The 25,384-nt window shown below is 61.1% G+C and carries 19 protein-coding genes; 2 read left to right on the top strand and 17 right to left on the bottom strand.

The window, feature by feature from the left end:
- Positions 1 to 30: 30 nt before the first annotated feature.
- From PLH32_11315 to PLH32_11305, 3 genes are all read right to left on the bottom strand, one after another.
- A complete protein-coding gene (locus tag PLH32_11315) occupies positions 31 to 690 on the bottom strand; it encodes an endonuclease III domain-containing protein (protein HQJ65191.1) in 660 nt (219 codons plus the stop codon).
- Positions 691 to 777: 87 nt separating this feature from the next.
- Entirely contained in the window at positions 778 to 1,719 is a 942-nt protein-coding gene (locus tag PLH32_11310; protein ID HQJ65190.1) for a 4Fe-4S binding protein, read from the bottom strand.
- A gap of 25 nt (positions 1,720 to 1,744) precedes the next feature.
- Entirely contained in the window at positions 1,745 to 2,626 is an 882-nt protein-coding gene (locus tag PLH32_11305; GenBank protein ID HQJ65189.1) for a formylglycine-generating enzyme family protein, read from the bottom strand.
- A gap of 168 nt (positions 2,627 to 2,794) precedes the next feature.
- Between PLH32_11305 and PLH32_11300 the strand changes: the two genes are divergently transcribed.
- Together PLH32_11300 and PLH32_11295 are read left to right on the top strand one after the other, a co-directional pair.
- Complete coding sequence (locus tag PLH32_11300) at positions 2,795 to 3,610, top strand: hypothetical protein (GenBank protein HQJ65188.1); 816 nt, start codon at positions 2,795 to 2,797, stop codon at positions 3,608 to 3,610.
- A gap of 224 nt (positions 3,611 to 3,834) precedes the next feature.
- Positions 3,835 to 4,797: a hypothetical protein gene (locus PLH32_11295; protein HQJ65187.1), complete on the top strand. Its 963-nt coding sequence runs from the start codon at positions 3,835 to 3,837 to the stop codon at positions 4,795 to 4,797.
- On the opposite strand, the gene PLH32_11290 is transcribed toward PLH32_11295, so the two are convergent.
- The 14 genes from PLH32_11290 to PLH32_11225 all read right to left on the bottom strand — a co-directional run bounded on the left by PLH32_11290 (position 4,791) and on the right by PLH32_11225 (position 25,383).
- Entirely contained in the window at positions 4,791 to 6,017 is a 1,227-nt protein-coding gene (locus PLH32_11290; protein HQJ65186.1) for a LamG domain-containing protein, read from the bottom strand. The two genes, PLH32_11295 and PLH32_11290, sit on opposite strands and share 7 nt — an antisense overlap.
- A 22-nt stretch (positions 6,018 to 6,039) precedes the next feature.
- On the bottom strand, positions 6,040 to 7,167 hold the full coding sequence (locus tag PLH32_11285) for a hypothetical protein (protein HQJ65185.1): 1,128 nt from the start codon (positions 7,165 to 7,167) through the stop codon (positions 6,040 to 6,042).
- Between the two features lie 32 nt (positions 7,168 to 7,199).
- Positions 7,200 to 8,591 carry a CsgG/HfaB family protein gene (locus PLH32_11280; GenBank protein ID HQJ65184.1) on the bottom strand — a complete coding sequence of 464 codons (1,392 nt, stop codon included), beginning with the start codon at positions 8,589 to 8,591 and terminating at the stop codon, positions 7,200 to 7,202.
- A 36-nt stretch (positions 8,592 to 8,627) separates the two neighbouring features.
- Positions 8,628 to 9,326 (bottom strand): CsgG/HfaB family protein, encoded by a 699-nt coding sequence (locus PLH32_11275; protein HQJ65183.1) that lies wholly within the window; start codon positions 9,324 to 9,326, stop codon positions 8,628 to 8,630.
- Positions 9,327 to 9,423: 97 nt separating this feature from the next.
- On the bottom strand, positions 9,424 to 12,609 hold the full coding sequence (gene carB, locus PLH32_11270) for a carbamoyl-phosphate synthase (glutamine-hydrolyzing) large subunit (GenBank protein ID HQJ65182.1): 3,186 nt from the start codon (positions 12,607 to 12,609) through the stop codon (positions 9,424 to 9,426).
- Positions 12,609 to 13,679: a glutamine-hydrolyzing carbamoyl-phosphate synthase small subunit gene (gene carA, locus PLH32_11265; protein HQJ65181.1), complete on the bottom strand. Its 1,071-nt coding sequence runs from the start codon at positions 13,677 to 13,679 to the stop codon at positions 12,609 to 12,611. The genes carB and carA overlap by 1 nt, the downstream gene beginning before the upstream one ends.
- Before the next feature lie 74 nt (positions 13,680 to 13,753).
- Complete coding sequence (locus tag PLH32_11260; protein ID HQJ65180.1) at positions 13,754 to 14,257, bottom strand: ribonuclease HI family protein; 504 nt, start codon at positions 14,255 to 14,257, stop codon at positions 13,754 to 13,756.
- Between the two features lie 58 nt (positions 14,258 to 14,315).
- Positions 14,316 to 17,753 carry a DNA polymerase III subunit alpha gene (locus tag PLH32_11255; protein HQJ65179.1) on the bottom strand — a complete coding sequence of 1,146 codons (3,438 nt, stop codon included), beginning with the start codon at positions 17,751 to 17,753 and terminating at the stop codon, positions 14,316 to 14,318.
- 14 nt (positions 17,754 to 17,767) lie between these two features.
- Positions 17,768 to 18,790 carry a tetratricopeptide repeat protein gene (locus tag PLH32_11250; protein HQJ65178.1) on the bottom strand — a complete coding sequence of 341 codons (1,023 nt, stop codon included), beginning with the start codon at positions 18,788 to 18,790 and terminating at the stop codon, positions 17,768 to 17,770.
- A gap of 138 nt (positions 18,791 to 18,928) precedes the next feature.
- Positions 18,929 to 20,671, bottom strand: coding sequence for a DNA repair protein RecN (gene recN / locus PLH32_11245; protein ID HQJ65177.1), 1,743 nt, complete (start codon positions 20,669 to 20,671; stop codon positions 18,929 to 18,931).
- Between the two features lie 149 nt (positions 20,672 to 20,820).
- Positions 20,821 to 22,995, bottom strand: coding sequence for a two-component regulator propeller domain-containing protein (locus PLH32_11240; GenBank protein ID HQJ65176.1), 2,175 nt, complete (start codon positions 22,993 to 22,995; stop codon positions 20,821 to 20,823).
- Between the two features lie 3 nt (positions 22,996 to 22,998).
- Complete coding sequence (gene ribE, locus PLH32_11235; GenBank protein HQJ65175.1) at positions 22,999 to 23,469, bottom strand: 6,7-dimethyl-8-ribityllumazine synthase; 471 nt, start codon at positions 23,467 to 23,469, stop codon at positions 22,999 to 23,001.
- 21 nt (positions 23,470 to 23,490) lie between these two features.
- Positions 23,491 to 24,723: a bifunctional 3,4-dihydroxy-2-butanone-4-phosphate synthase/GTP cyclohydrolase II gene (locus PLH32_11230; protein HQJ65174.1), complete on the bottom strand. Its 1,233-nt coding sequence runs from the start codon at positions 24,721 to 24,723 to the stop codon at positions 23,491 to 23,493.
- Positions 24,724 to 24,741: 18 nt separating this feature from the next.
- Positions 24,742 to 25,383 carry a riboflavin synthase gene (locus PLH32_11225; protein ID HQJ65173.1) on the bottom strand — a complete coding sequence of 214 codons (642 nt, stop codon included), beginning with the start codon at positions 25,381 to 25,383 and terminating at the stop codon, positions 24,742 to 24,744.
- Position 25,384: the final 1 nt, after the last annotated feature.

Here is a 25,384-nt window from a genome sequence, read left to right as displayed (position 1 = left end):
GCAGCCCGCCCGGAGCGCGGCTGCCTTTTTTTATTCCTGCCGCGATCCGCGCAGGTTTTTGGCGTGTTCGACGAGGAGGGCGTGATACTCCTGGAAAAGGGCCAGATCACGCGGCAGCTGGTTTTCGAACATGCTTTTTATTGCATCATAGGATTCAGTTCCGCCGATCCATCCGGCAGCGATCAGCACCCGCCGGGTATAGGCATCGACGACAAAGGTGGGCACCTTGAAGGCGTAGAGCAGCATCGAGTCGGCGGTCTCGGGGCCGATGCCCCAGAGGGCGAGAAGTTCCTCCCGGGAGGGGGTGCGCTCCTCCAGGGCGAGGAAAAACCTGGCAAACGTCCGGATCTTTTTCGCCTTCTGATTGAAATACCCGGAAGGCCGGATGGCCTCCTTAAGCAGCGATTCGTCAATGGCCTCCAGCCCTTCCGGGCGGAGGGCCTTCATCTGCTGCAGGTTGATCAATGCTTTTTCGACGGAGCGCCAAGCGGTATTCTGAGTCAGGATGGCACCAAGGCAGATCTCGAACCGTTGTCCAGGGGTGGCAGGCAGGTCATAGTTGCCGGGGTGGTAGACGCCCCGGCTGCCGCTTTGGCTGGGGGATTCGCCTGGAGGGTCGAGCAGCGGCCACCAGCCCTGGGGGCCATAGCAGGCGAGAAGCTGATGATAAAAAGCGAGCAGGGTATTCATCTCCTGGCACCGGGAAAAGGATGCTGCATGGCCGCGGGCGGGGCGCCGTGGACCATGCAGCGGTTGATTATTATGCCATCCCCCGGCTCATTTGAACCGGAGGGCCTTTTCCGGGCACGCCTCGATGCAGGCGCCGCAGGCGTGGCAGTCGGGCCGGCTGCGTTTTTCCGCAAGGATCGCCGGCACCGCCGGGCAGGGACTCTTTTTAACGCAGATCATGCAATCGGTGCAGGCCTTTTTGTCGAGGCGCACGCGCAGGATAGAGAAATGCTCGACCAGCCAGGTCAACAGTCCGACCGGGCAGACCAGATAGCAGAAGGGGCGGTAGAAAAAGAGCGCCCCGATGAAGGTGACGGCGAAGGCCGGGACAATCGCCCATTCAAGGCGCCAGTGGAGAAACTCGAAGGGATTGAGCCAGCCGTAAAGGCTGAAGCCCAGGCCGAAGAGAAGTCCGGCGAAGAGAATAAAGAGGGCGATGCGGATCGCGTTGGTGATACGGAAGGGCAGTTTGCCTTTCCAGCCGCGCGGCAGCGGGATCCGGTGCAAGAGTTCCTGCAGGGCGCCGATGGGGCAGTTCCAGCCGCAGAAGAGTTTATTGGCGGCGAGCGTCATCAGCAGGATAAAGCCGAGTATGGAGAAAAAGACGATGGGGACGGTCCGCCCCATTTGTACGAACATCAGCGACTTTTCAATGGTACACATCGGGCTCGGATGGAGCCCCATGCCCTCGGCGAAGCGTCCCCAGGGCAGGATGGAAACGATGCTGAAGGCGAAAAAGATCACCAGGAGAGCGGCGAAGCGTATCCAGGTTGTGGCCTGACGGGTCATCAGCAGGACGACACCGAGAAAGCCAAGGATCGCCCCCACCCAGACACGCGGCAGCGCCCAGACCGAGAAGAAGGTCACCTGTCGGCGGGCCTCGCCGGCCGTTTCGGCGCCGAAGAGCAGAGCAAAGGCGCCCGAGGAGAGCAGGAGGAGCGTAAAAAGAAGCAGGGTATGGAGGGAAAGCAGCAGCGCTGGACGTTTCATGTTGGTTCCTTTCGATTGCGCAGAGTCAGGGTTTACTGGAGGAGGCGACGCGAAAGCCGATCCAAGGGAAAGAGAAAGCCGGGTCCTGGCCAGCACGTTCGCTGCAGCGGCTGTAGTTGGGGTCATCCGCCCAGGAGCCGCCGCGCAGCACCCGCGAGCGTTCCATCGGCATAGCGTTGAACTCGCGGTTCGGCGGCATCGGACCGATATACTCTTCATAGGCGTCGAAACACCACTCGAGGACATTCCCGGTCATATCCACCAGTCCGAGCCCATTGGGAGCGAATTGACCCACCGGCGCGGTGAAAACAAAGCCGTCTGAATAGCCCTTGAACCAGCTTTTCAGAGGATAGCCGGCGGCCCCGGTTTCATCGGCGACATTGCCGCCCCGGAGGCCCTGGGGCGTCTCATTGCCCCAGCTGAAGCGGATCTTTTCCCCGCGGTTGCGCGCAGCATACTCCCACTCCACCTCGGTGGGCAGGCGGCAGCCGGCCCATTCGCAAAAGGCCTGGGCATCGCTCCAGCTGACATTGACCACCGGATGGGTGTCGTTCTGTTCAAAGCCGGGATGGCGCCAGCTGGCCCCGGCGATCCGGTCGATCTTGCGACCATCCCAGGCCCAGCCGCTTCCCTCCTTTTCCGCAACCGTCTGATAGCCGGTGGCTTCGACAAAGCGGCGGAACTGGGCTACGGTCACCTCGCTTTTGCCGAGGTAAAAGGTTTTCACCTTGGCGAGATAAACCGGCTGCTCATCGCTGTCGCCGTCGCCAAAGGTATCGCCCATGGAGTATGCACCGCCGGGGATTCTAACGAACTCGATGCCGGTGTCTATGGACTTGCGGACCCGGCAGGCGATGAGCAATCCAATCACCAGGAGTGCAATCAGGGAAAAGCGTCGCAGGAACATGAGACTACCTCATATTGAGAGAAGGACACGTTCGGACATGGTTAATCATCGGTTTAATGTAAAGCTTTCAGAACTTATTTTCAACCCTTTTGCATCCGAATGGAATAAGATAAGGGCCTCTCCTGTTTGTTAGATTGCGAAATTCTCCGCCCTTCCTTCGAGGTTGACATGAAACGCTCTCTTGTTCTCTGGCTGCTGGCCATCGTCATAACGCTTTTCTCTGCCATCTATCAGCGGCTGACCGGTCCGACTCATCCGTTTCGCGGGTCCTTTCTTCTCGATGGCCGGACCATCTCCTACAAATTGCCATGCGCCCATATCATCGGCGAAAATCACCAGGTGACCCTTCCTGCGGGGAGCGATTCCGGGGAGGCGACGATCTTTTTTCGGCGGCTCAATTCCAATGACGAATGGAGCGCACAGCCGATGGTGAGCAAGCAAGGCCGATTCGTGGCCGAATTGCCGGAGCAGCCCACCGGCGGCAAAGTGCAGTATTATATCGAGTATACCCAGAATGGACAGACCCAGCGCCTCCCGGCGCAGGGCGTGGTCGTCAGCCGGTTCCGCTATCCGGTTCCGGCTGCGGTGCTCATTCCGCACATTCTGGTCATGTTCATGGCGATGCTGCTCTCGACCAGGACCGGGCTGGAAGCGCTGAAAAGGGGAGCCCGCTTGGACAGGCTGGTTCTATGGACGCTCGGGCTCCTTTTTGTTGGTGGCATGGTGCTTGGCCCGCTGGTACAGCACGCTGCTTTTGGCGCCTACTGGACCGGCCTGCCCTTTGGCACCGATCTTACGGACAACAAGACCCTGATTGCCCTGGTGGTCTGGCTGATCGCCGCGCTGCATTTACGCCGTCCGGAGCGGGTGCGCGCTTGGGTGCTGGGCGCAGCCATCATCACCCTGATCGCCTTCGCCATCCCGCACAGTGTGATGGGTACGGAGGTCAACCATCTCAAGGAGGCTGCACCGTTTCAGAAGTAGCCGGAGCCGGTCACGGAATGCGATGTTAAAGGGGGGAGGGCGGCACGCGTCACGCAAAAGGGACACCTGTCATGCACCTAGTACAGCGGCTCCCGAATGCAGCGGAAGGATGGTGGGATAAAAATTTAACCTATTGTTTTTGCTGAGTCATTTTTTCGGCAAACTACGCATTCCTGGCTTGTCTCTTGCAGTGCAATACCGCCAGGATCCAACAAGGAAAACGTATGTTTGCCGAATTTGCCGCCATCGATCTCGATATGCTGCTCGCCAGCGCGGGCCCCGCAGCGGTTCGGGGCCCGCGTATTTTTGCCCTCGGCTCTGGACATCGCGGCAGCGGCGTGACTACCCTGAGTTGGCTGCTCGCCATGGCTTTGGCGGATCTGGGCCGCAGCACCATTCTTCTCGACAGCGATCTGGCCGCATCCGGCCTGTATGGACGCAGCGACCCGGCAGGGAACGAGACACGTCTGCGGCGTTTCCTGCAGGAGCGGGGAGAAGACATCAACCGTCTGCCGCAGCCGGCCGGCTTGAAAAATCTCGCCTTCATCACCGGTACTTCTGCGATGGCTGACCATCCCCGCCTCTCCCTGGCCGCCAAGCAAAAGCTGCTCCTGCACCTGCGCAAACTGCAGGCGGACGAGTTGATCATCGATTGCGGCCAGGGTGCCAGTTATCGCCACCTCGACCTCTTTCTCGCTGCCGATCACTCCCTTGTGATCGCGCGCATCCCCAATTCGTCGCTGCTCGAAAGCTACCAGTTCATTCGCTACGGTTTTCTGCGCAAGATTCAGCATCAATCCCGTCATTGGCCGGAACTCTTCGCCCGGATCAGCCGTCTCGGTGATCTAACGCACCCGGACCGTGTTGAGACCCTGCCGGCCTTCACCGACCGGCTGCAGCAGGCCAATCCGCACCTGACCGCCGTGATCGCCGAGGGCTGGGCGTCGTTCCAGCCGCGGCTGATCGTCAACCGCGTGCAGCCGGATGTAGAGCGGCGGCGGGTGCAGGCCATGGTCGAAGTGGTGAAAGCGGTTCTGGGGATCACACTGAAGGATTGGGGAGATGTGCCGGAGGACGAACGCCTGAGGAAAACGCAGGCCTCCGGCAAGCTGGAGGGAATGCAGCACAGCCGCGCCGCCGCAGAGATGGCCAGGATCGTCCGGCAGCGGCTGCTGGTCAATCAGTAGGCGCCGCCCTCGTAACCATATAAAGGCACCCAGACATCGGTCACGCCCTCGCCGGTCGCCAGTACCAGGGCCTCGCCATACCATTTCATCACACCGTCCTTGATGCCGGATACCACCACGGCATTCATTCCTTCCACACCTCGCACCGTTCCCGTCGCAAAGGCTCCATCCACCATCAGGTTCTGTTCGGAGATGATCTTGAAATAGGTCTGCCAGAGCTTGGCGTATTGGTCCCAGGTCGGCACGAAGGCCGTATCGGCAGTCATCGCATTCAGGGCCTGGGCATAGTGTTCCCACGCCTCCGAGCGATAGAATGCCTCCTCGCTGGCATATTCAGAAAAATCAAAGATGGCCAGCTGGACCCGGTCCAGATCCTCATACTCAACCTTGGTCTTGAGCGAGATTTCGTCCAGGCGTCCTTTGAAATAATAGCCGATCACATCGCCGTTCCAGCCGGCCCCGATAACCGTGGCGCGATTTGAGGGCGAGACCGCGCCCGCCGCACTGCGTGAGGTATCGGTTTTATCGTCGATTAGGAGCGTCATTTGGCTGAGGTCATAGCGGGCGGTGACCTTGTACCAGCGGTCCAACTCCAGATTGGATTTGCCAACCAGGGTCGTCTCGGTGCCGTCCTGTTTGAAGCGGAGGTAGAGGTGCTGGCCGTATCCTACGGTACCGGCGGGAATGATGGTCCCGACGGTGAAGCCGCCGGTGGGATCGTGACGGTCGAAGATGCGTTGCTCGCGGGAGGTAGCCGGGCCGGTCAGCCGCATGCGGAAAGAGAGTTCGAAGCCCCGGGTGCCATCGAGCTCAGCGGCTTCGGCGCCATAAGTGTTGGAGAGGCCATATCCGCTGGCGCCGTCGAGGATCAGGGCTTTTTTGAGGGCGGGCGTGACGGAGGAATCCCGCTTGATGTTATAGAGGGAGAAATCGTTGTGGTAATCGGTCGCATCCGCCGCACCTGAGGGGGTGGCGTCATCGCAATGCAGCAGCAGGACCTGATCCTCTACCAGGCGAGCCAGTTTGCCCAAGGCGGCCGGCGCTTCTCCCCGGGAGGCGACAAAGGAGGGCGAACCGGGCTGCGAGACATAGCGTAAATGCAGACGCAGGGTAGGCCAGCCATCGGGCTGATTGCTCTGCCGGCCGCAACCGCCAAGGGTGAGAAGCACCGCGGCTGCGATGAGCACGGCAGCTGATTTATTGTTGAGCATCAAACGCATGGGTTATCACTCCTCGACAGGATCAAAGCCGGAATTTTAGACCGCCTGTGGTTTTCAGGCCGGTGAGATGGACCGAATTGATCTCGGTCTTGAGCGATCCGACATAGAGTCGGGCATCCAGCTCAAACGAAACGTGCGGCGAGAAGGTCTTGCTCAGACCGGCGCCGAAACCGCCGATGGTGGCGCCGCCGATTTCATAGGCATTGTTGCTATAGACCTTGCCCTCGACCACGCCGCGTAAGGTGGTATAGGCGCCGCGCGGTACGGTGACGGTAGCGGAGAGCTCGAGCTCGTTGCCGTTGCTGTTCTGGCGCTCGGGGATGAGAGCTTCGCCGCTGCTGAACTTGTTTTTGGCGCGGATACGGTCACGGATCAGCAGGAGCAGTCCGGCACGCGAGCCGGGAAACCAGGCCATCGCCTGGAGGGTGAGGCGGTTGCCGGCCTGGAATACCTTGGCACTACCCACCTTGTCGGCGGTATACAGGGTATATCCCGCATCCAGCATCAGCTTTTGCCGGTGGCTTAACGGATAGTCCACCGAGGCGGAAAGGGTGATCTCCTCGCCGGGATTGTAGCTACCCCCGCCATTCTCGTAGGGTTCAAAGCCTCCGCGCAGCAAAAAGCCGGCGCCCAATCCAGCGACCATTCCGGCGAGGGGGAACGCACTGACCATGCCCGCACTGACGTCCAGACCCTGCCCGAGGATCGGCGAGGTAAAATCAAAGGCGTGCAGGGCGAGGATGTTGGCCACTGCCAGCTCTTCCGTATTGAGAGCGGACTTGCCGCTGGGGAGATTGAGGCCGAAGGTGGCAAGGAGTTTCTCGTTTTTAAAGAGATAGCTGCCGCTGAAGCGCGTGTCCGAAAAACCGTTGAGGGCGGCGCTGCCCGTGCTTTCCACCGTGCTGAAAGCCGGGCCCATGGCCATGGAGAGCTGGGTTTGCTCGTTGACCGGGTAGAGAAAAGTCACCGGGAAGGCGATCTGCCGCGCCTGATCGTCCTCCACCTTCCACAGCTGGAACACGGCGCCAGCGGATGCGGCACCCTCTCTGGAGCGCTGCAGCATGGCTGGTTGGGCTGCCATCCGGGAGACCACAGAGAAGAGCAGGATGAAAAGAAGGAACGGCAGAGATGCACGTCGTTGCGGGATCATAGGGCTTTCCTTGCTGCAAACAGGGGTGCAATTCAGTGTTTGACGGGCAACTGGATATGGACTTCGATCGGGAAACCGGTGCCGAGACCGATCGAACCGGTTTCGGTTGTCGGTTTGCGCGATTCAAGACCCGGAATAAAGCCGGGTGTGACCTGGGCGGCGGCGCGCGTCAGCAGGTCGACCGTTGGCAGGATGGCCGGCGTTGCCGGCGGCGTCTCAACCGGCTGGAGGCTTTGCCGCCGGCTCTCGGGCTTCTCCTCTGCTTTCCGCGTCGTCGCCGCTGCGAGCAGCGAGGGGGCGGCCATGACCGGCCGCGGTGTGTAGGCGGCAAACGCCTCGGTGCGCTCTACCGCTTGCCGGGCCGCCGTGAATCCGGGATCGGCCTCGAGCGCGCGCTGGTACTCCTCCCCCGCCCTCTGCCACTGTCCCTGATCCTCTTCATCCAGGCCCCGGCACCAGGCCATAAAAGCGGTGAGATTCTTGGTGGGGATGCGCTGGATGGCCTCCCGTTCATCGCGCGAGAGTTTTAATCCCATGACATCGATCAGGTTAAAGACCAGATCCTTCTGCAGCTGATAAAAGTCGTCGAGTGGGCCGGAGATCTTTTCAGCCGGTGCTGCGGCCGCTACCCCCAGCGTCGCCAGCGCGGCATCGATCTGGAGCTGATTCTGTTCGGTCCCAGCAAAGGCGCCCTGGACCACCCGGCGCACGCTGAGCAGCTTGCCCATCCGCGGCGCGGTCTCCTCCTTGACCAGGCCGGACTGGCCCAGTCCCATCTCGTCCATGAGCATTTGGATGCGCGCCCGTTCGACCACCTGGAGGCTCCGGACCTGGGCGAGATCGGTGATGATCATCTCGGCCAGGCCCTTCTGCAGGGGGATATACTCGGGATTGCTGGAGAGGTTGGTGAAATAGAGCACTGCGATGGAATTCTCGGGGGCGGGCGTGGCCTCCATCGCGTTCTCCTGGGCCAGCAGGGTCTTGATCTGATCGGCCATCTGCTGGCGGAGCAGCACCTGCAGCCGACCGCGGACGATGCGGCTCACCGGGCCCGAGGGATTGAGCTGGGTGTAAAGGCTATACTGCTGCATGGCCGGGCCGATCTCGCCGCTTGCTTCATAGACCAGGCCGAGGTAGTAGAGGGCGGCGAGATCCCGGGGTGAGCGGCTGAGGGCCAGGCGGAGAAAGCCGCGGGCGAGCTTCTGCTTGCCGGCGTGGTACATGGCGATGCCCATGTCGCGGATCGATTCGATGTCGGTATAGTTTTCGGCGATCGCCATCTTGAGGGGCCGCACGGCTTGCGCGTATTCGCCGCGCTCGATCAGCTCGTGCCCGAGGTTTTGCCGTGAAGGGGCGCACCCCTGGTGCATGAGGGCAAAGAGCAGGACCAGGATGCAGCCTGCCAGAATACGATGTCGAACCATAGAGGCCTCTCTGATTGTTTTGATGCAGCAGGCGGTCTAGTTCCCCTTGCGCAAGGCGAGCAAACGGGCGCGAGCGCGGCGAAATTTGGGATTGAGCTTGAGCGCCTGGAGATAGCACCGGCGCGCCTCGGCCAGGTTACCCTTCTCTTCAAAATCGATGCCACGCGCAAAGAGTAGCGCCGCATCAAACGATTTGTTGTCCGTTTCCCGCAGGGCCTTGCTCTCCTCGCCGGAGAGCCGGATGTTCATGCGGCGGATGTTCTTGCCCACCAGATTGGTCACCATTTTCGAGAGATCGTTAGGGGATCCGGTCTCCTCCTCCGCCATGAGCGTCTTGCCGCTCTCGACCTCGACCAGGCGGGCGTCGATCCGCATCTTGCCGTCGAGCATCATCATAAAGGAGCCGAGGATGAGATTTTGCGCCCCGAGCATTTTGCCCACCTCCTGGGCGGCGGAGGATTCGATCATGCCCGACTGACCCAGCTTCATCTCCTCAAGGATCTGCTGTAAATTGGCGCGCTCGACGATTTGAAACTCCTGCACCTTGCTCAACTCGGTGATGAACATGTCGGAGAGCCCCTTGCAGAGGGGTTCGAGTTCCTCCTTGTTCTTGAGGCTGTTGTTCTCAAAATCGAGCACCGCCAGCGTTCGCCTGGCTGGGGTCTCCTGGAGCGCCCAGGCACTCGCACAAAGCCCCAACAGCACGATCACCATAATTCGCTGCACACCGCCCATAGCCTTCTCCTCCTCATGAGATGATTCGCTGCGAATTTTAGATATATTTCCGGTCATGCGCAAGACTTTTTTCGCCGTCCTGTGCCGGCCGGCACAGCTAATGGAGGTATTCGCGCCAGCTCTTGATCTGCAGTTCCTTGATCGTCTTGCGGCTCAAGGCTTCGACGAAACGCCGCGCCAGCTGCATGTTGGTGAAGAGCGGAATCGCGAAATCGACTGCCGCCCGGCGGATCATATAATCGTTGGTCAGTTCCTCTTCCTGGAAATTTTTCGGGATATTGATGACCAGATCGATCTTGCGCTCGCTGATATAGTCGAGGACACCTGGTTTCTTCTCCGAGAGCGGCCAGTGCAGGGTCATCGCCGGGATGCCGTTCTCCTGCATAAACCGCGCCGTTCCGCCGGTGGCATAGAATTGGATCCCCATCTCATGCAGTTTGCGGGTGGCGCCGAGGAACTCCACCTTGCTCTCGATCGGACCGGTGGAAAGCAACACAGTGCGGATAGGCAGGCGGTAGCCCACCGAGAGCAGCGCGAGCAGAAAGGCCTCGTCAAAATCATCGCCCAGGCAGGCCACTTCACCGGTGGAGGCCATTTCGACGCCGACGGTCGGATCGGCGCCGCTGAGACGGGTGAACGAAAACTGCGGCGCCTTGACCCCGACATATTCGAGATCGAAGGCGGAGCGGTCGATCCGCGGCGGATGATGCCCCATGATCACCCGCGTCGCGACATCAATGAAATTGATATCGAAGATCTTGGAGACGAAGGGAAAACTGCGCGAGGCGCGCAGGTTGCATTCGATCACCTTGACCTCATTGTCCTTGGCGACGAACTGGATGTTGAAGGGGCCGTTGATCTTGAGCGCCGCCGCAATCTCGCGGGCGATCTTTTTGATGCGGCGTGTCGTCTCCAGAAAGGTGCGCTGCGGCGGCAGGACGATGGTGGCATCGCCGGAATGGACGCCGGCATTCTCGACATGTTCGCTGATGGCGTAGACCAGCAGCTCCCCCTCTTGCCCCACCGCATCGATCTCGATCTCCTTGGCGTTCTCGATGAACTTGGAGATGACCACCGGATGGTCAGCGGAGATATCCGCCGCCTTGTTGAGAAAGCGCTCGAGTTCGGCGTCCGTGGAGGCGACGCTCATCGCCGCGCCGCTGAGCACGTAGGAGGGCCGCACGAGCACCGGATAGCCCACCTCGGCGGCGAAGGTGATCGCCCGTTCGATCGAGGTCAATTCCGCCCAGGCGGGCTGATCAATGTGGAGCTCGTCGAGCAGTTTCGAGAACTTGTGGCGGTCCTCGGCGCTGTCAATGCTCATCGCCGAGGTGCCGAGCACCCGGACTCCGGCCCGGTGCAGGCGCAGCGCCAGGTTGTTGGGGATCTGCCCGCCCATCGAAATGATGACCCCCAGCGGTTTTTCCTTCTCGTAGATATCACTGACCGCTTCAAAACTGAGCTCGTCGAAATAGAGCTTGTCGCAAACATCATAGTCGGTGCTGACCGTCTCGGGATTGTAGTTGACCATAATGGTCTGATAGTTCAACTGCTTTAGAGTCATGACCGAATTAACGCAGCACCAGTCAAACTCGACGGAACTGCCGATGCGGTAGGCGCCGCTCCCGAGGACCATCACCGCGTTGCGGGCATTGAAGGTGACATCATCCTCCTGGCCGTTGTAGGTCAGGTAAAGATAGTTGGTCTGCGCCGGATACTCGGCGGCGAGGGTATCGATCTGCTTGACGCAGGGGGCCAGGCCGTAAGCCTTGCGCAGCGTCCGGGTCGCCTCCTCGCTCTGGCCGAGAGCGCAGCCGATCTGGGCGTCGGAAAACCCGAGCTGCTTGGCCTCGAGCAGGATATCGCGCGGACACCGCTGCTCGCCGACCTCGGTGAGACGTTTTTTCATCGCGACGATGTTGGCAATCTTGTAGAGAAACCAGCGGTCGATGTGGGTGAGGGTGTGGATCTCGTCGATGCTCATGCCCTCTTCCATGGCCTGGGGGATGGCGAAGATGCGGAGATCGGTCGGCGCGGCCAGTTCCTCGCGCAGGTCACCGATCTCGAAGGGGCGGTTGAGGACCACGCCGTCGAAGCCGATCTCGAGCATGCGCAGCCCCTTCTGCAGGGCCTCTTCGAACTTGCGGCCGATGGCCATGATTTCGCCCACCGATTTCATCGCCGAACCAAGCTTCTTGGAGACCTGGCGGAACTTTTTCAGATCCCAGCGTGGGATCTTGACCACCACATAGTCGAGGGCGGGCTCGAAGCTCGCTTTGGTGACCCGGGTGACCGAGTTGGGGAGATCGATGAGGCTGTGGCCGAGAGCCAGTTTGGCCGCGACCGCAGCCAGAGGGTAACCGGTCGCCTTGGAGGCGAGGGCGGAGCTGCGCGACAAACGCGCGTTGATCTCGATGACCCGATAGTCCTCGGAGTCGGGCTCGAGTGCGTACTGGATGTTGCACTCGCCGATGATGCCGAGATGACGCACCGTGCGGATGGCGATCTCGCGTAGCAGGTGATACTCGCGACTGGTCAGGGTCTGGCTCGGGGCGACGACGATGCTCTCGCCGGTATGGATGCCCATGGGATCGAAATTTTCCATATTGCAGACCGAGAGGCAATTGTCGAACTGGTCGCGGACGATCTCGTACTCGATCTCCTTCCAGCCGAGAAGGTACTCCTCGACCAGGATTTGCCGGGTGTAGGAGAAGGCCTTCTGTGCCCGCTCACGCACCTCCTCGACGCTTCGGCAGATGCCGGAGCCGAGGCCGCCGAGCGCGTAGGCTATTCGGATCATCACCGGGTAGCCGATTTCGGCCGCCACCCGCACCGCCTCATCGACCGAGGTGACCGCCTGGCTGCGTGGCGTTTTGACGTCGATCTGGCGCAGCTTAGCGGTAAAAAGATCGCGGTCCTCGGTGTTCATGATCGCTTCGACCGGCGTGCCCAGCACGGCGACACCGTAGCGGCGCAGCACCCCCTCCCGCTCCAGGGCTACGCCACAGTTGAGAGCCGTCTGGCCGCCGAAGCTGAGGAGGATCCCGTCGGGTTTTTCCTTCTTGATCACCTGTTCGACAAAATAGGGCGTCACCGGCAGGAAATAGACCTCGTCGGCCAGATGCTCGGAGGTTTGGATGGTGGCGATATTGGGATTGACCAGAATGGTGCGGATCCCTTCCTCTTTGAGCGCTTTGATCGCCTGGCTGCCGGAATAGTCGAACTCGCCCGCCTCGCCGATCTTGAGAGCGGAACTTCCCAATATGATCACTTTCTCAGTCATTATAGCATCCTGCTAAAATCTTCGAACAGCAGCATCGTATCGACCGGCCCGGGCGCTGCCTCGGGATGGAATTGCACGCTCATGAACGGTTTGGAGGTGTGGCGAATCCCTTCGTTGGTGCCGTCATTGGCATTCGTAAACCAGGGTTCCCAACCGGGCGGCAGGGTGCGGCCGTCCACGGCGAAACCGTGGTTCTGCGAGGTAATGTAGCAACGTTTTGTGCCCACCTCGACGCAAGGCTGGTTCTGACTGCGGTGGCCGAACTTGAGCTTGTAGGTGTCGGCCCCGGCGGCGAGGGCGAGGATCTGGTTGCCCATGCAAATGCCGAAAATGGGATGGTTCTGCGCCATCACCTTGCGGATGATCTGGACGGTCTCGCTGCAGGTCTTGGGATCACCGGGGCCGTTGGAGATCATCACACCATCAAAGGGTTCTTCGCTGAAATCATAATTCCAGGGCACCACGCGCACCTTGAGACCGAGGCGCGTCAGGCTGCGGATGATGTTGTACTTGGCACCGCAGTCGACGAGGATCACGATCTTGCTGCCTTCGCCATACTCCACCACGCTGTCCGTGCTCACCTCGGCGACCAGGTTGGTCTTGTTGGGATCGTAAAAGTTCTGCTCCTCGGCGAAGAAAACGATACGGCCGAGCATGGTCCCCTCATCGCGCAGCCGTTTGGTGAGGGCGCGCGTGTCGATCCCGTAGAGCGCCGGAACCTGGCTCGCGCTCAGCCACTCACCCAGACTGCAGCGGGCATTCCAGTGGCTGTGATCGAAGGAGTATTCGGAGACAATCAGTCCCTGAATATGAATGCGGTCCGATTCGAAATTCTGTTCAAGGCCATCGATGATGGCGCTTCCGGGCACGCCATAATTCCCGATCAGGGGATAGGTCAGTACCAGGATCTGGCCGTGATAGGAAGGGTCGGTAAGGCTCTCGGGATAGCCAACCATGCTGGTATTAAAGACCACCTCGCCGGCGACGGAGCGTTGCGCGGCGAAGGAAAAGCCGTGAAAAACCGAGCCGTCTTCGAGTTCCAGTCTTGCCTTGAGTTTTTTGGGTTCCATCATTGCAATCCAGGTCATGTCTTGATAAGGGAATGGCAAAAGCCGCATCGGGAGGGCGGCACGGAGCGGAAGGTCTATTGCCCGGGATCCGGGGCATCGAGCGCCAGGTTGGCCAGCTGATCGGCGCGGCGATTTTGGCTGCGCGGCACATGCAGGATTTCAACGGCGTCAAAACCACGGCACAGTTCGCGCGCCTGCAGGAAGAGCGGCAGCAGCTGCTCGTGCTTGACGCGGTAGAGGCCGTTCATCTGCCGGACCAGCAGTTCGCTGTCGCTGCGGATCTGCAGCGAGCGGGCACCGAGGGTTCGGGCGATCTCCATGGCCCGGATCAGGGCGCGGTATTCTGCGACATTATTGGTGGTCTGGCCGATCCGGCTTCCTTCCTCGTGCAGAGTAAGGCCGGCGTTGTCGGCCACGATGACGCCGTAGGCTGCAGGGCCGGGATTGCCGCGTGCGGCCCCATCGATGTTGATCGTCAGGGCGCCCGCCTCCCCCGCTGCCGGCGCCAGTGCCCGCTCGAGGCGGATGCAAAAGGCGCGCCACTCAGGCTCCTCGAGCCCCAGCTGTGCGGCGTCCACCAGGGTGGCAAGGCGACGGCAGATCTCGATGTCGGTTATTTTTTTCGCCGCCGCCAGATCAGGCCCCCACCCAGACGTTTTCCCGGCCGACGCGCGCCCGCAGGCGGTCGAGCAGCGTCAGACTTGGGGTGACGGCGATCGAACGCGAGCGCAGGAAATAGTCCCGTGTATCAACGCCGTGCAACCGCAGGAAGAGCGGCACAGTGCCGCGGAACTCCTCCAGGGTCTGTTTCAGCTCGTTGAGCAAGGCCGGATCGGACGAACGGGCATCGAGGGAGAGGAAAAGACTTTTGGTATAGCGGGTGCGCGCCTCCTCGAGCGGGATGACTTCCTCGACAATGAGCTTGGGGGCCTCCCCTTCGTGCGTGCTGATCTTGCCGAGGGCCATGACGATCCGGTCCACCGCAATGGCATTGCGGCACCGGTCGAAGACATCCGCAAAGGTCAGGCCTTCGACTGTGCCGGTAAAGTCCTCGAGCTTGAAAAAGGCCATGGGGCGTTTCTGGCGGTCCACCAGAGTCTTGACCTCGCTAATGAGGCCGCAGAGGCGCACTTTGCTGTTATCGCGGCACTCGCCGGCGTCAGCGAGCGGGACGCTGGCGAGCGCGCCGATGTCTTCGCGAAAGCGGTCAAGGGGATGGCCCGAGAGATAAAAGCCGAGCATCGCCTTTTCGCGGTTGAGGGCGTCGCTCTCGGACCACGCTTCGACCCGTGGAAGGCTGGGACGGAGCTGATCCTGTTCCTCGGCGGTATTGTCGGCGCCGTCGAACATCGAGAACTGTCCGGTGGCCGCGCGCTGCTTAAGACCCTGGGCATAGAGGATCGCCTCCTCGAGGCCGGCCATCTTCTGGGCGCGGGTGCCCTCGAGGCTGTCCATCGCCCCGGCTTGAATCAGGCTCTCAAAGACCTTTTTATTCACCGCCTGAAGATCGATAGCGCAGGCGAGATCGATCAGGGTTCGGAAACGGCCCTTCTGCTTCCGTCCCGCAACGATGGCCTCGATGGCGCCGCGGCCGACATTCTTGACCGCCCCGAGGCCGAAGCGGATGCGGCCCTCGACGACGACGAAATCCGCGAGACTTTCGTTGACGTCGGGCGGCAGCACCTCAAGGCCCATGCGGCGGCACTCTTCCAGCAGCACGACGACCCGCGCCGTGCTGCTCATTTCGCTGCTGAGGTTCGCAGCCATGAATTCGGCCGGGTAATAAACCTTTAGATAGCCGGTCTGGTACGCCACCAGTGAATAACAGGCGGCGTGAGATTTGTTGAAACCATAACCGGCGAATTTGGCCATCATGTCATAGATCTCGTCGGCGACCTTGTCCTCGACGCCGTGCTGTTTCGCCCCCTCGATGAAATGGATGCGTTCCCGGGCCATGATCTCGAGATCCTTTTTACCCATGGCACGGCGGAGCAAATCGGCATTGCCGAGCGAAAAGCCGCCGACCTCGGTCGCCATCTTGATCACCTGTTCCTGGTAGATCGCAATGCCGTTGGTCTCCTCCAGCAACGGCCGCAACAAGGGATGCAGATAACTGACTGAAGCAGCATCGCGCTTGCCGCGGATAAAATCATCGATATAATCCATCGGCCCCGGCCGGTAGAGGGCGTTCATGGCGATGAGATCCTCGAGGCAGGTCGGCTTGAGTTTTTTCAGGTACTCCTGCATGCCGGAGCTTTCAAACTGGAAGAGGCCGATGGTCTCGCCGCGGGCGAAGACCTCATAGACCTTGGGATCATCGAGCGGCAGGGTGTCGATGTCGAGCGAGATGCCGCGCGCCGCCACCGCATCGACCGTCTTTTGAATGACCGTCAGAGTGCGCAGGCCGAGAAAATCCATCTTGAGCAGCCCCACCTCCTCCAGCGACTTCATGTCGTACTGGGTGGTGATGTCACCCTCCTTGGTCTTGTAGAGGGGGACATAGTTGGTGAGCTCCTCGGGGGTGATGACCACGCCGGCGGCATGGGTCGAGGCGTGCCGCGCCAACCCCTCGAGCACCAGGGCGTGTTCGATCAGACGGCGGCCGGTCTCATCTTTTTCCGCAATCTGCCGCAGTTCGGCGACATTCTTGATCGCCTCCTCAAGTTTGATCTTGAGCTGTTCCGGCACCAGCTTGGCGATGCGGTCCACCTCCGAATAGTTCATCTTGAGAACGCGGCCGACATCGCGGATCACCGCGCGCGCAGCCATGGTACCGAAGGTGATGATCTGACAGACGTTGTTGTAGCCGTATTTTTCCTTGACGTACCGGATCACCTCCTCGCGGCGCTCGTAGCAAAAATCGATGTCGATATCGGGCATCGAGATGCGCTCGGGATTGAGGAAGCGCTCGAAGATCAGGTCATAGCGGATCGGATCGAGGCTGGTAATTTTGAGAACGTAGGCTACCAGGCTGCCGGCGGCCGAGCCGCGGCCGGGTCCGACGGGGATCCGCTGGCTGCGGGCATAGTTGATAAAGTCGGCGGTGATCAGAAAGTAGCCGGCGTAGCCCATCTGCCGGATCATGTCGAGCTCATATTGGAGACGTTGTTCCAACTCCGGGGTGACCGTGGCGTAGCGCTCGCGCAGGCCGGCCCAGGCCACCTCGGCAAGATAGGCATCCAGATCCTTGCCGGCATGTTCCGGCGGCAGCTGGAAGACCGGCAGATGGAAGGTCCGGGAGTCGAGATGAAGATCGCATTTCTCAGCGACTTCCAGGGTGTTGAGCAGGACCTCGGGATGGCCGGGGAAGGCTTCGGCCATCTCCTCCTCGCTCTTGAAAAAGAGCTCCCGCGTGTTGTAGCGCATGCGGGTGGTATCTTCGAGATCCTTGCCGGTTTGCAGGCAGAGAAGGATATCGTGGGCTTCGGCGTGCTCCCGCTTGAGATAATGAATATCGTTGGTGGCGACCACCTTGATATTCAAGTCACGCGCCATGGTATAGATGGCGTTGCGGGCAGTCTCCTCCTCGGGGATGCCGTGATTCTGAACCTCGAGGTAGAAATCATCGCCGAAGAGTTCGCGATACTCGGCGGCTGTTTCACGGCTGCGCTCTTCGCTCTCGCGCAGCAGCCGCTGGCTGACCTCCCCCTTGAGACAGGCGCTGAGGGCAATCAGCCCCTCATGGTGCTGACGCAGCAGGGCGCGATCGATGCGCGGCTTGTAATAGAATCCGTCGAGGTACCCTGCGGAAACCAGCTTCATCAGGTTGCGGTAGCCGGTCATATCCTTGCAGATCAGCACCAGATGAAAGGCGGTTCCGCCGGTGCCGGGATCCGGTTGTTTCTCCATCCGGCTCCCCGGCGCGACGTAAACCTCGGAACCGATCAGCGGTTTGATACCGGCCTTGCTGCATTTTTTATAAAAGCTGATCACCCCGTGCATGCAGCCGTGGTCGGTCAGCGCGATAGCCGGCATGCCGAATTGGCCTGCACGCTCCACAAGATCTTCGATGCGGCATGCCCCGTCGAGGAGGCTGTAATGGGAATGGTTGTGGAGATGGACAAACCGGCTCACGCAGGGACTCTTGGTTAAATGGAACGGTAATAGCGTCTCGCGACCGAAGTATACTCGCTTCCGGAATAGGTGTCGAGGAAAGTGCCGAAGGCCTTCTGGGCTAAATCCGCCTGGTTGCTGCGCACGTAGGAGAGGCCGATCATCAGCTGGGCGTCATCATGCTTATCCGTCTCAGAGAAGGCGAAAACCTTCTGGAATTCGACGATGGCCTTCTGGTACTCCCGCATGCCAAAGTAGCACTCCCCGATCCAGTACTGGCAGTTATCCGCCATGGTGTGGTCGGGATAATCAGCCAGCAGCCGCGAAAAGGCATCGATCGCTGCCTGATATTTGTGGGCTTCGAAGAGGCTGCGGGCGTCTTCATAGGCGGTGTCGAAAGCGCTGCTGCTGGCGGCGGCACGAGCGGTTTTTTTGATGGTTTTGGCCGTCACCACCGGCGTCACCGCGGCGCGTTTGCTCCTCTGGGCCTCGAGTTCCTGCAGCCGGGCATTGCGGTTAGTGATGATGTTTTGCAGACTGTCGACCGTGGCGCTCCGCTGTTCGAGAGCGGCCTCAAGGCGGCTGATGTCGGAGCGTATCTTGATGAACATCTCGGGTGTCAAGCCCATTGTGCCCGGGGTAGTCGACGGCTTGGTCTCGAGGAGGCCCTCGCCTCTGGAAGCGGTTTTACCACCTGCAGCGGATTCTTTCTTTGGCGTGGCGCTCTCCCTGTTGGCCGCGGCCGCTTCGTTGCCGGTTTCGTTCTCGGCGCCGAGAAGAGCCAGCATCTCATCATCGGAGAGGGCGAGGTTGCTGGCATCCGCCGTACTGTCGGTATTGCCCGACGCTAGAGCGTCGCTGGTCGAATTGTTGCCCCCTTCGCCCTCGGTCAGGTCGAGTAACTGCAGCAGTTCCTGACGGAACTGGTCGTCGTTGTTGGCCATGTCTTCACCGCCGGCCACCGTACCACGGCGCTGGGCACACACCAGAAAAAGGCCAACGAAAATGATCACCAGGGCGATGACCACCGCCCAGACAGAACGGGAATAGCTTTTCATGAGAACCTCGCTGCTTGGATGCCTGTCAGTTAAGGTAGATCGGCTGCCTGATCTCTTCACTCCTTGCGTTGCGAACCGTGGATGCTCCGAATCCCCACCTCAACCCACTTGCCTACACCACCGCGCCCCTGCAGGTGGTCACACTCCGGCGCTGCCGGCCGCGATGAGTTCGCTGGCGCTTTGCAGATGCGCCGCGGTCACCACATCGCCGCCAATCAGGGCTGCGACCTGGGCGATGCGCTCCTCCTCTGAAAGCGGCCGGATCGTCGTGCGCGTCGAACGGTCGTCACCCTGCTTTTCGACCAGCAGATGCCAATCGGCCATGCTGGCAATCTGCGGCAGATGGGTGATACACAGGACCTGGTGGCTCGCCGCCAGTTCTTTGAGACTGCGGCCGACCGCTTGGGCGATACGCCCGCTGATGCCGATATCGATTTCGTCAAAGATCAGCACCGGGATGCGATCGTTTTCAGCCAGCAGGCTCTTGAGGGCGAGCATCACGCGCGAGATCTCTCCTCCGGAAGCGACGGCAGCCAAAGGCTTGGCCTCCTCGCCCGCGTTGGCGGAGAGGAGGAACTCGATGTGATCGCTACCGCGCGGCCCGATGCGCATCTTTTCGCCCGCTAAAAGGACCCAGGGTTCATCGGCGGCGGGCGTACTGTATTGGGCCACCGAGAACTGCGCCCGCGGCATGCCCAGCTGCGCCAGGGCCGCAGCGACCCTCGTGGAAAAATCCTGTGCGGCCTCCTGGCGCCGGACCGAGAGCGCCGCATTGAGGGCGGCGAGCCGGGCGCGCACCTCCTCGCGCTGCCGTGTCAGTTGCGCCAACGTCGCATCGAGGTTGTCGACCAGCGCCAGTTCCTCCTCCAGCTTTTGGCCCAGGGCGATCACCTCCTCGAGGGTGCCGCCATGCTTGCGCTTGAGCGCGGTCAGCAGGGCGAGGCGCTGCCGCACCTTTTCGAGCCGCTCGGGATCGAAGGAGATGGCTTGATTGTAATGCTGAACGCCCTTGGCCAGCTCTTCGATGAGGATGAGCGCGCTCTGGCTGTCGGTGCGCATCGAGTCGAAGAGCGGATCGATGGCCGCGAGTTGCCCGAGATCAGCGACCGCCGCGGTGAGAATCTCCGCCGCTGAGCCTTCCGATTCATAGAGCCGGGTGAAGAGACGGGCGGTGCGCTCAAATAAAAGTTCGGCGTTCTTGAGGATCTGCTCATCGGCAAGCAGCTGCTCCTCTTCGCCCGCCGCCGGGGCCACGGCCTTAATCTCCTGGAGCTGAAAGGCCTTGTAATCACGGCTGCGGGCGAGCTCGGCGGCCTGCTCTTCGGCTGAAACCAGGGCCCGGATTGCGGCCATCAGCTCATGGTAACCGCTCCTGAGCGCCTCCAGATCACCGTCCAGTCCGGCAAAGGCGTCGAGATAGGGCCCGTGGTTGGCGACCTTGAGCAGGAGCTGGTGTTCGTGCTGGCCATGCAGATCAACCAGGAGATCCCCGAGTTCCGTCAGCACCGCTAGCGGCACCGGGGTATCGTTGATGAAGCAGCGGCTCCGGCCGTTGTTGTGGACCTCACGCCGCACCAGAAGGCTGCCACCCTGCTCCTCGATTTCCTGCGCGCGCAGGAAATCCCCGATCGCCGGCAGGCGGTCGATGCGGAACTCGCCCTCGATGACCGCTCTCTCCGCGCCGCCGCGGATCGCCTCCTTGCCGAGCCGGTCGCCCAACAGAGCGCCGAGGGCGCCGATGAGGATCGACTTACCCGCGCCGGTCTCGCCGGTGATGATATTGAGACCCGTCTTGAACTCGACCCGGATCTCGTCGATCAAGAGATAGTTTTTCGCGAAGAGAGAAGTGAGCATGGTCCCGCGTCTGGTCTCTGGATGCATTACGCCGGAACTCCGCGCCGGCGGCTTACCTTGCCCTCCCCAACCCGATTGGTGAACGGATAGATTCCCTTAAATTAACGGAATTGGCGAGTCATTTTCAAGCGGATTTTTGGGAAATTGTAATACCAAACAAAATTCCTGGAAATTCATCAGGGATGGATCACCGCCACCTTGCCTGAGCCGGACAAGCCTGCTTCTGTGGTGACCAGATAGAGATAGATCCCGCTGGCGACCAGGTCGCCGCGGTCATTGCGCCCGTTCCAGGTTGTGCGCGAGCCATAGATCTGGCTGGCTGGCAGATGCCGGACCAGACGCCCGTCGGGCGTAAAGATGCGCACCGTGGCCTTGTCCGCCAGGTTCTCGATATAAAAAAGCGCGCTGCCGTTGCCGAGTACAAAGGGGTTCGGGTATCCCGAGAGGCGGCTCAGGTTGGCCGCCGGCCGGGTGAAGGGGGTTTGCAGCCGGGAGAGGCCGTTGGTCGTGCCGATATAAACCTGTCCCGTCTTCTCGTTGAAGGCGAAGCAGGTGACATTGTCGCTTACCAGAGCGCTGGTGGAGGTGGAAAAATGGCGCCAGGTGTAGCCGTCCGCTTCGAACATGCTCATGCCGCCGCTGGTGCCGATCCATTTGTTATTGCGGACATCGACCGAGATGACGTTGATGTCATCATTGATCACCTGGTAGCGCTGATTGACGGTCCCTTCGTACCAGTAATTGAGCCCCTCAGGTGTGCCGATCCACATCACACCATCGGCATCCTGGGCGAGGGAGCGGATGGTGAGGCTGGTGAGGCCGTCCTCGGTGCCCAACCCCTGGCTGAGGTCGTCATCGGATTTGTCGAAGGGGGTGCCGTTATGATCGAGGACGCTGATGCCGCGATCCTGGGTGCCGACCCAGATGCGGCCGTGCTGGTCCGCCGCCAGGGCTGTCGTCAGCTTCGACTTGATGCCGTCGCGGGTGGTGAAGTACTGCCAGTTGCCGAGGGAATCGGCGACATCGAGGATCTGGAGATTGTCCGCCTGGTAGTTGAGCAGCCAGAGATTGCCCTTGCCATCATTCATCAGGCTGGTGATGACCACATAGTCGGGGTTGACCGAGATGCCGGCCAGGCCGTCCTTGGAGCCGAGGGTGGTGATGGCGATACTGTCGCCGCGGGTGGTGAAAATGGCGATACCGCCGCCCCAGCTCCCGGCCCAGACCCGATTGCGGGCATCGACGGCGAGGGTGCGAAAGTCGTTGCTGGGCAAGGTGCCGTTATTCTTGTTGAAAATGCGCCAGGACGTACCATCGTATCGGGAGATGCCGCTGCTGGAGGAGGCGGTCCAGAGGTTGCCGCTGCGGTCAAAGACCAGGGCGGTGAACTTGTTGTCAGCGGGCCCGTCGGGGATCTCGGAGATCCAGCGAAGGTGCGCTGGATCGTACCAAGCGAGGCCACCGCTGGAGATGCCGGCCCAAAGGCGTCCGCTGCTGTCCACGCCGAGCGAGGTGGCGCGGGAGAGGGCATTGCCAAGGGTTGTGAACGAGTTGGCGCCGTTGCGCTGTACGATGGCCCATCCAGCGTCGACCGCAAGCTTCCCTTCCCAGACCGCCAGGTCGGCGATGCTGTTGTCCTTGAGTTCGCCGGGGAGCCAGGCGGTCCCGTTAAAGATGCCCAGGCCCTTGGCGGTCCCGACGAAAAGCTGGCCGCCGAAGGAGGCCAGGGAGAGCGCCTGATTGTGGGGCAGGCCGTCGGTCATGGTGTAGCGGGTCCAGGCGCTCGGGGCCATCAAATTGGGGAGATCAAGATGGGAGGTGCGCACGCCGTCCGGACAGGCCGTCCAAATGCGGCGGCCGTCGAGAAGCGTCCGGGTGACCTCGCCGATCTTGTAGGTCTCCTTGACCTCCCAGCGGCGGATATCAAAGAGGCTGACGCCGATGCCCAGGGAAACAAAGATCGAGTCGCCATAGGCGGTCAGGTCATTGATGCTCTGGCCCTGGTAATCGGTGATCGTCTGCATGCGACGGGACGATGGCGTATAGACGTTGACGACGCCGTTGGCGCCAGCGATCCAGATGCGGCCGCTTTGGTCGCGTTCGACCGCCTTGATGTCGTTGCTGGCCAGGCCGTCGGTGTTCACAAAGGGCGTGAAGCGGCCGGTGGCGGGGCTGAAGCGGAGTAGGCCGCCGTTGGTGGCGGCCCAGACGAGCGAATCGGCGGCGAGGATCTGGCGGACGTCGGTGGCATTGGTGAAGGTCTGCCATTCCCACTCCGCCGCGAGTGCGACGCTCCAGGCACCGGGCAGCAGAAATACCGAAACGCGCAGAGCGCGGGAGAATCGATTCATGCCTTATCCTTTGAGATGCGCAAAGAGGTCGGCCATCTCGATCGCGCTCATGGCGGCATCCCAGCCCTTGTTGCCGGCCTTGGTGCCGGCGCGCTCGAGGGCCTGCTCGAGGTTGTCCGGGGTGATAACACCGTAGCTGATCGGCACCTCCAGCTCCATGCCGGCTTGGGCGATGCCCTTGGTGACCTCGGCGGCGATGTATTCAAAGTGCGGCGTGGCGCCGCGGATGACCGCACCGAGGCAGATCACTGCAGCGTACTGTTTGCTGCGGGCGAGGCGCTTGGCCGCGATCGGGATCTCGAACGCCCCGGGCACCCAGACGATGGTGACCTGGTCGAGGTCACCGCCGTGGCGCTTGAGGCAGTCGAGCGCGCCCTCGAGGAGCTTTTTACAGATCAGTTCGTTAAAGCGGCTGACGACGATGGCGAACGATTTGCCGCTCGCCGAGAGTTGGCCTTCGATCACTTGTGGCATGGGATTCACCTAAAAAAAGGATTATTTTTCTTCTTCACCGTCCATCATGATGAGATGGCCGAGCTTGTCGCGCTTGGTCTCGAGATAAAAACCGTTGACAGCGTTGGGCTGGACTTCGATCGGGACGCGCTCGACCACTTCAAGGCCATAGCCCTTGAGGCCGATGATCTTTTTCGGATTGTTGGTCAGCAGCGCGATCTTGCGCACCCCGAGGTCCCAGAGGATCTGGGCGCCGATGCCGTAATCGCGCAGGTCGGCCTTGTAGCCGAGGGCCTCATTGGCCTCGACAGTATCCTTGCCCTGGTCCTGTAGGGCATAGGCCATGATCTTTTTGGCGAGGCCGATGCCGCGGCCCTCCTGACGCATATAGAGCAGGACACCGCGGCCCTTCTTCTCAATTTCACGCAGGGCATATTCGAGTTGTTCCCCGCAATCGCAGCGCATCGAGCCAAAAACATCGCCGGTAAGGCATTGGGAGTGGACGCGGACCAGCACAGGACTTTCGCCCGCCACCTCTCCTTTGACGAGGGCGAGGTGGTGATGATCATCGACTTTGCTCTCGTAGACGTGGAGGGTAAAGTGCCCGAATCGGGTGGGAAAGTCGGTGCTGGCGATGCGGTTGATGAGGATCTCGTTACGGCGGCGGTATTCGATCATGGCACGGACAGTGATGATGCGCAGGTGGAACTGGCGCGCCAGTTTGAAGAGCGCGGGCAGGCGCGCCATGGTGCCGTCCTCATCCATGATCTCGCAGAGGACACCGGCCGGGTAGGCCCCGGCGGCGCGGGCGAGGTCGACGACCGCCTCGGTATGGCCGGCGCGGCGCAGGACACCGCCGCTGACCGCAGCGATGGGAAAGATGTGCCCCGGTTTGGCCAGGTCCTCCGGCTTGACCGCCGGATCGGTGAGGGCCAGGATAGTGGCGGCGCGGTCGGCGGCGGAGATGCCTGTGGTGACGCCGCCATGGCGGTAATCCACCGAGACCGTGAATGCGGTGCCGAGCAGCGCGGTATTGTTGCGCACCATGTAGGAAATGTCGAGTTCCTGCAGCCGCTCGGGGGTCATGGGCACGCAGATCAGGCCGCGCCCGTGTTTGGCCATGAAATTGACCGCTTCGGGCGTCGCCTTTTCGGCAAGCATGATGAAATCGCCCTCGTTCTCGCGGTCCTCGTCATCCACCACGATGATGATCTTGCCCTGGCGGAGATCCTCGATGGCCTCCGGGATAGTGTCAAAAACGAAATGATCCTTCATAGTCCTGATATCGTCCGCCTAATAACCCCAGTCCTGTAACCTTTCGCCTGTCAACGAGCCCGGCGCTGTCCCGCGCCCCGCCAGCAGGCGCTGTACATATTTACCGATGATATCCGCTTCGAGATTCACCCGGCTGCCGCTGCGCTTGTACCCGAGCGTCGTCCGCTGCGCTGAATGGGGGATCAGGGCAATGCTGATGAGCTCGCCCTCGACCGCTGCAATCGTCAGGCTGACCCCATCGATGGTGATGGAGCCCTTTTCGACCATCAGCGGCGCCAGTTCACGCGGCACACGGATCCGCAGCCAGAAGCCGGGGTTGCGCGGCTCGAGCGCGATCACCTCTCCCTCACCGTCGACATGGCCCTGAACAAAGTGGCCGCCAAGGCGGCCGGTGGCGAGCAAAGCGCGCTCGAGATTGACCTCTTCCCCGATCATCAAGTTTTTCAGCGTGGTGCGCGTCAGCGATTCAGCCACCGCCTCCACCGCGAAGGTCCGCTCCCCTTGTCCAATGACAGTCAGGCAGACGCCGTTTACGGCGACGCTATCGCCGGCCGCCAAACCCTCCAGCACCCGAGCAGCGGTAATTTCGATGCGCCGGCCTTCTCCCAGCGGCGAGATGGCCGCAACACGGCCGATTTCTTCGATCAATCCGGTGAACACG

Source organism: bacterium (assembly GCA_035419245.1).
GTDB lineage: Bacteria > Zhuqueibacterota > Zhuqueibacteria > Residuimicrobiales > Residuimicrobiaceae > JAKPUX01.
This window is presented reverse-complemented; position numbering and strand designations above follow the sequence as displayed.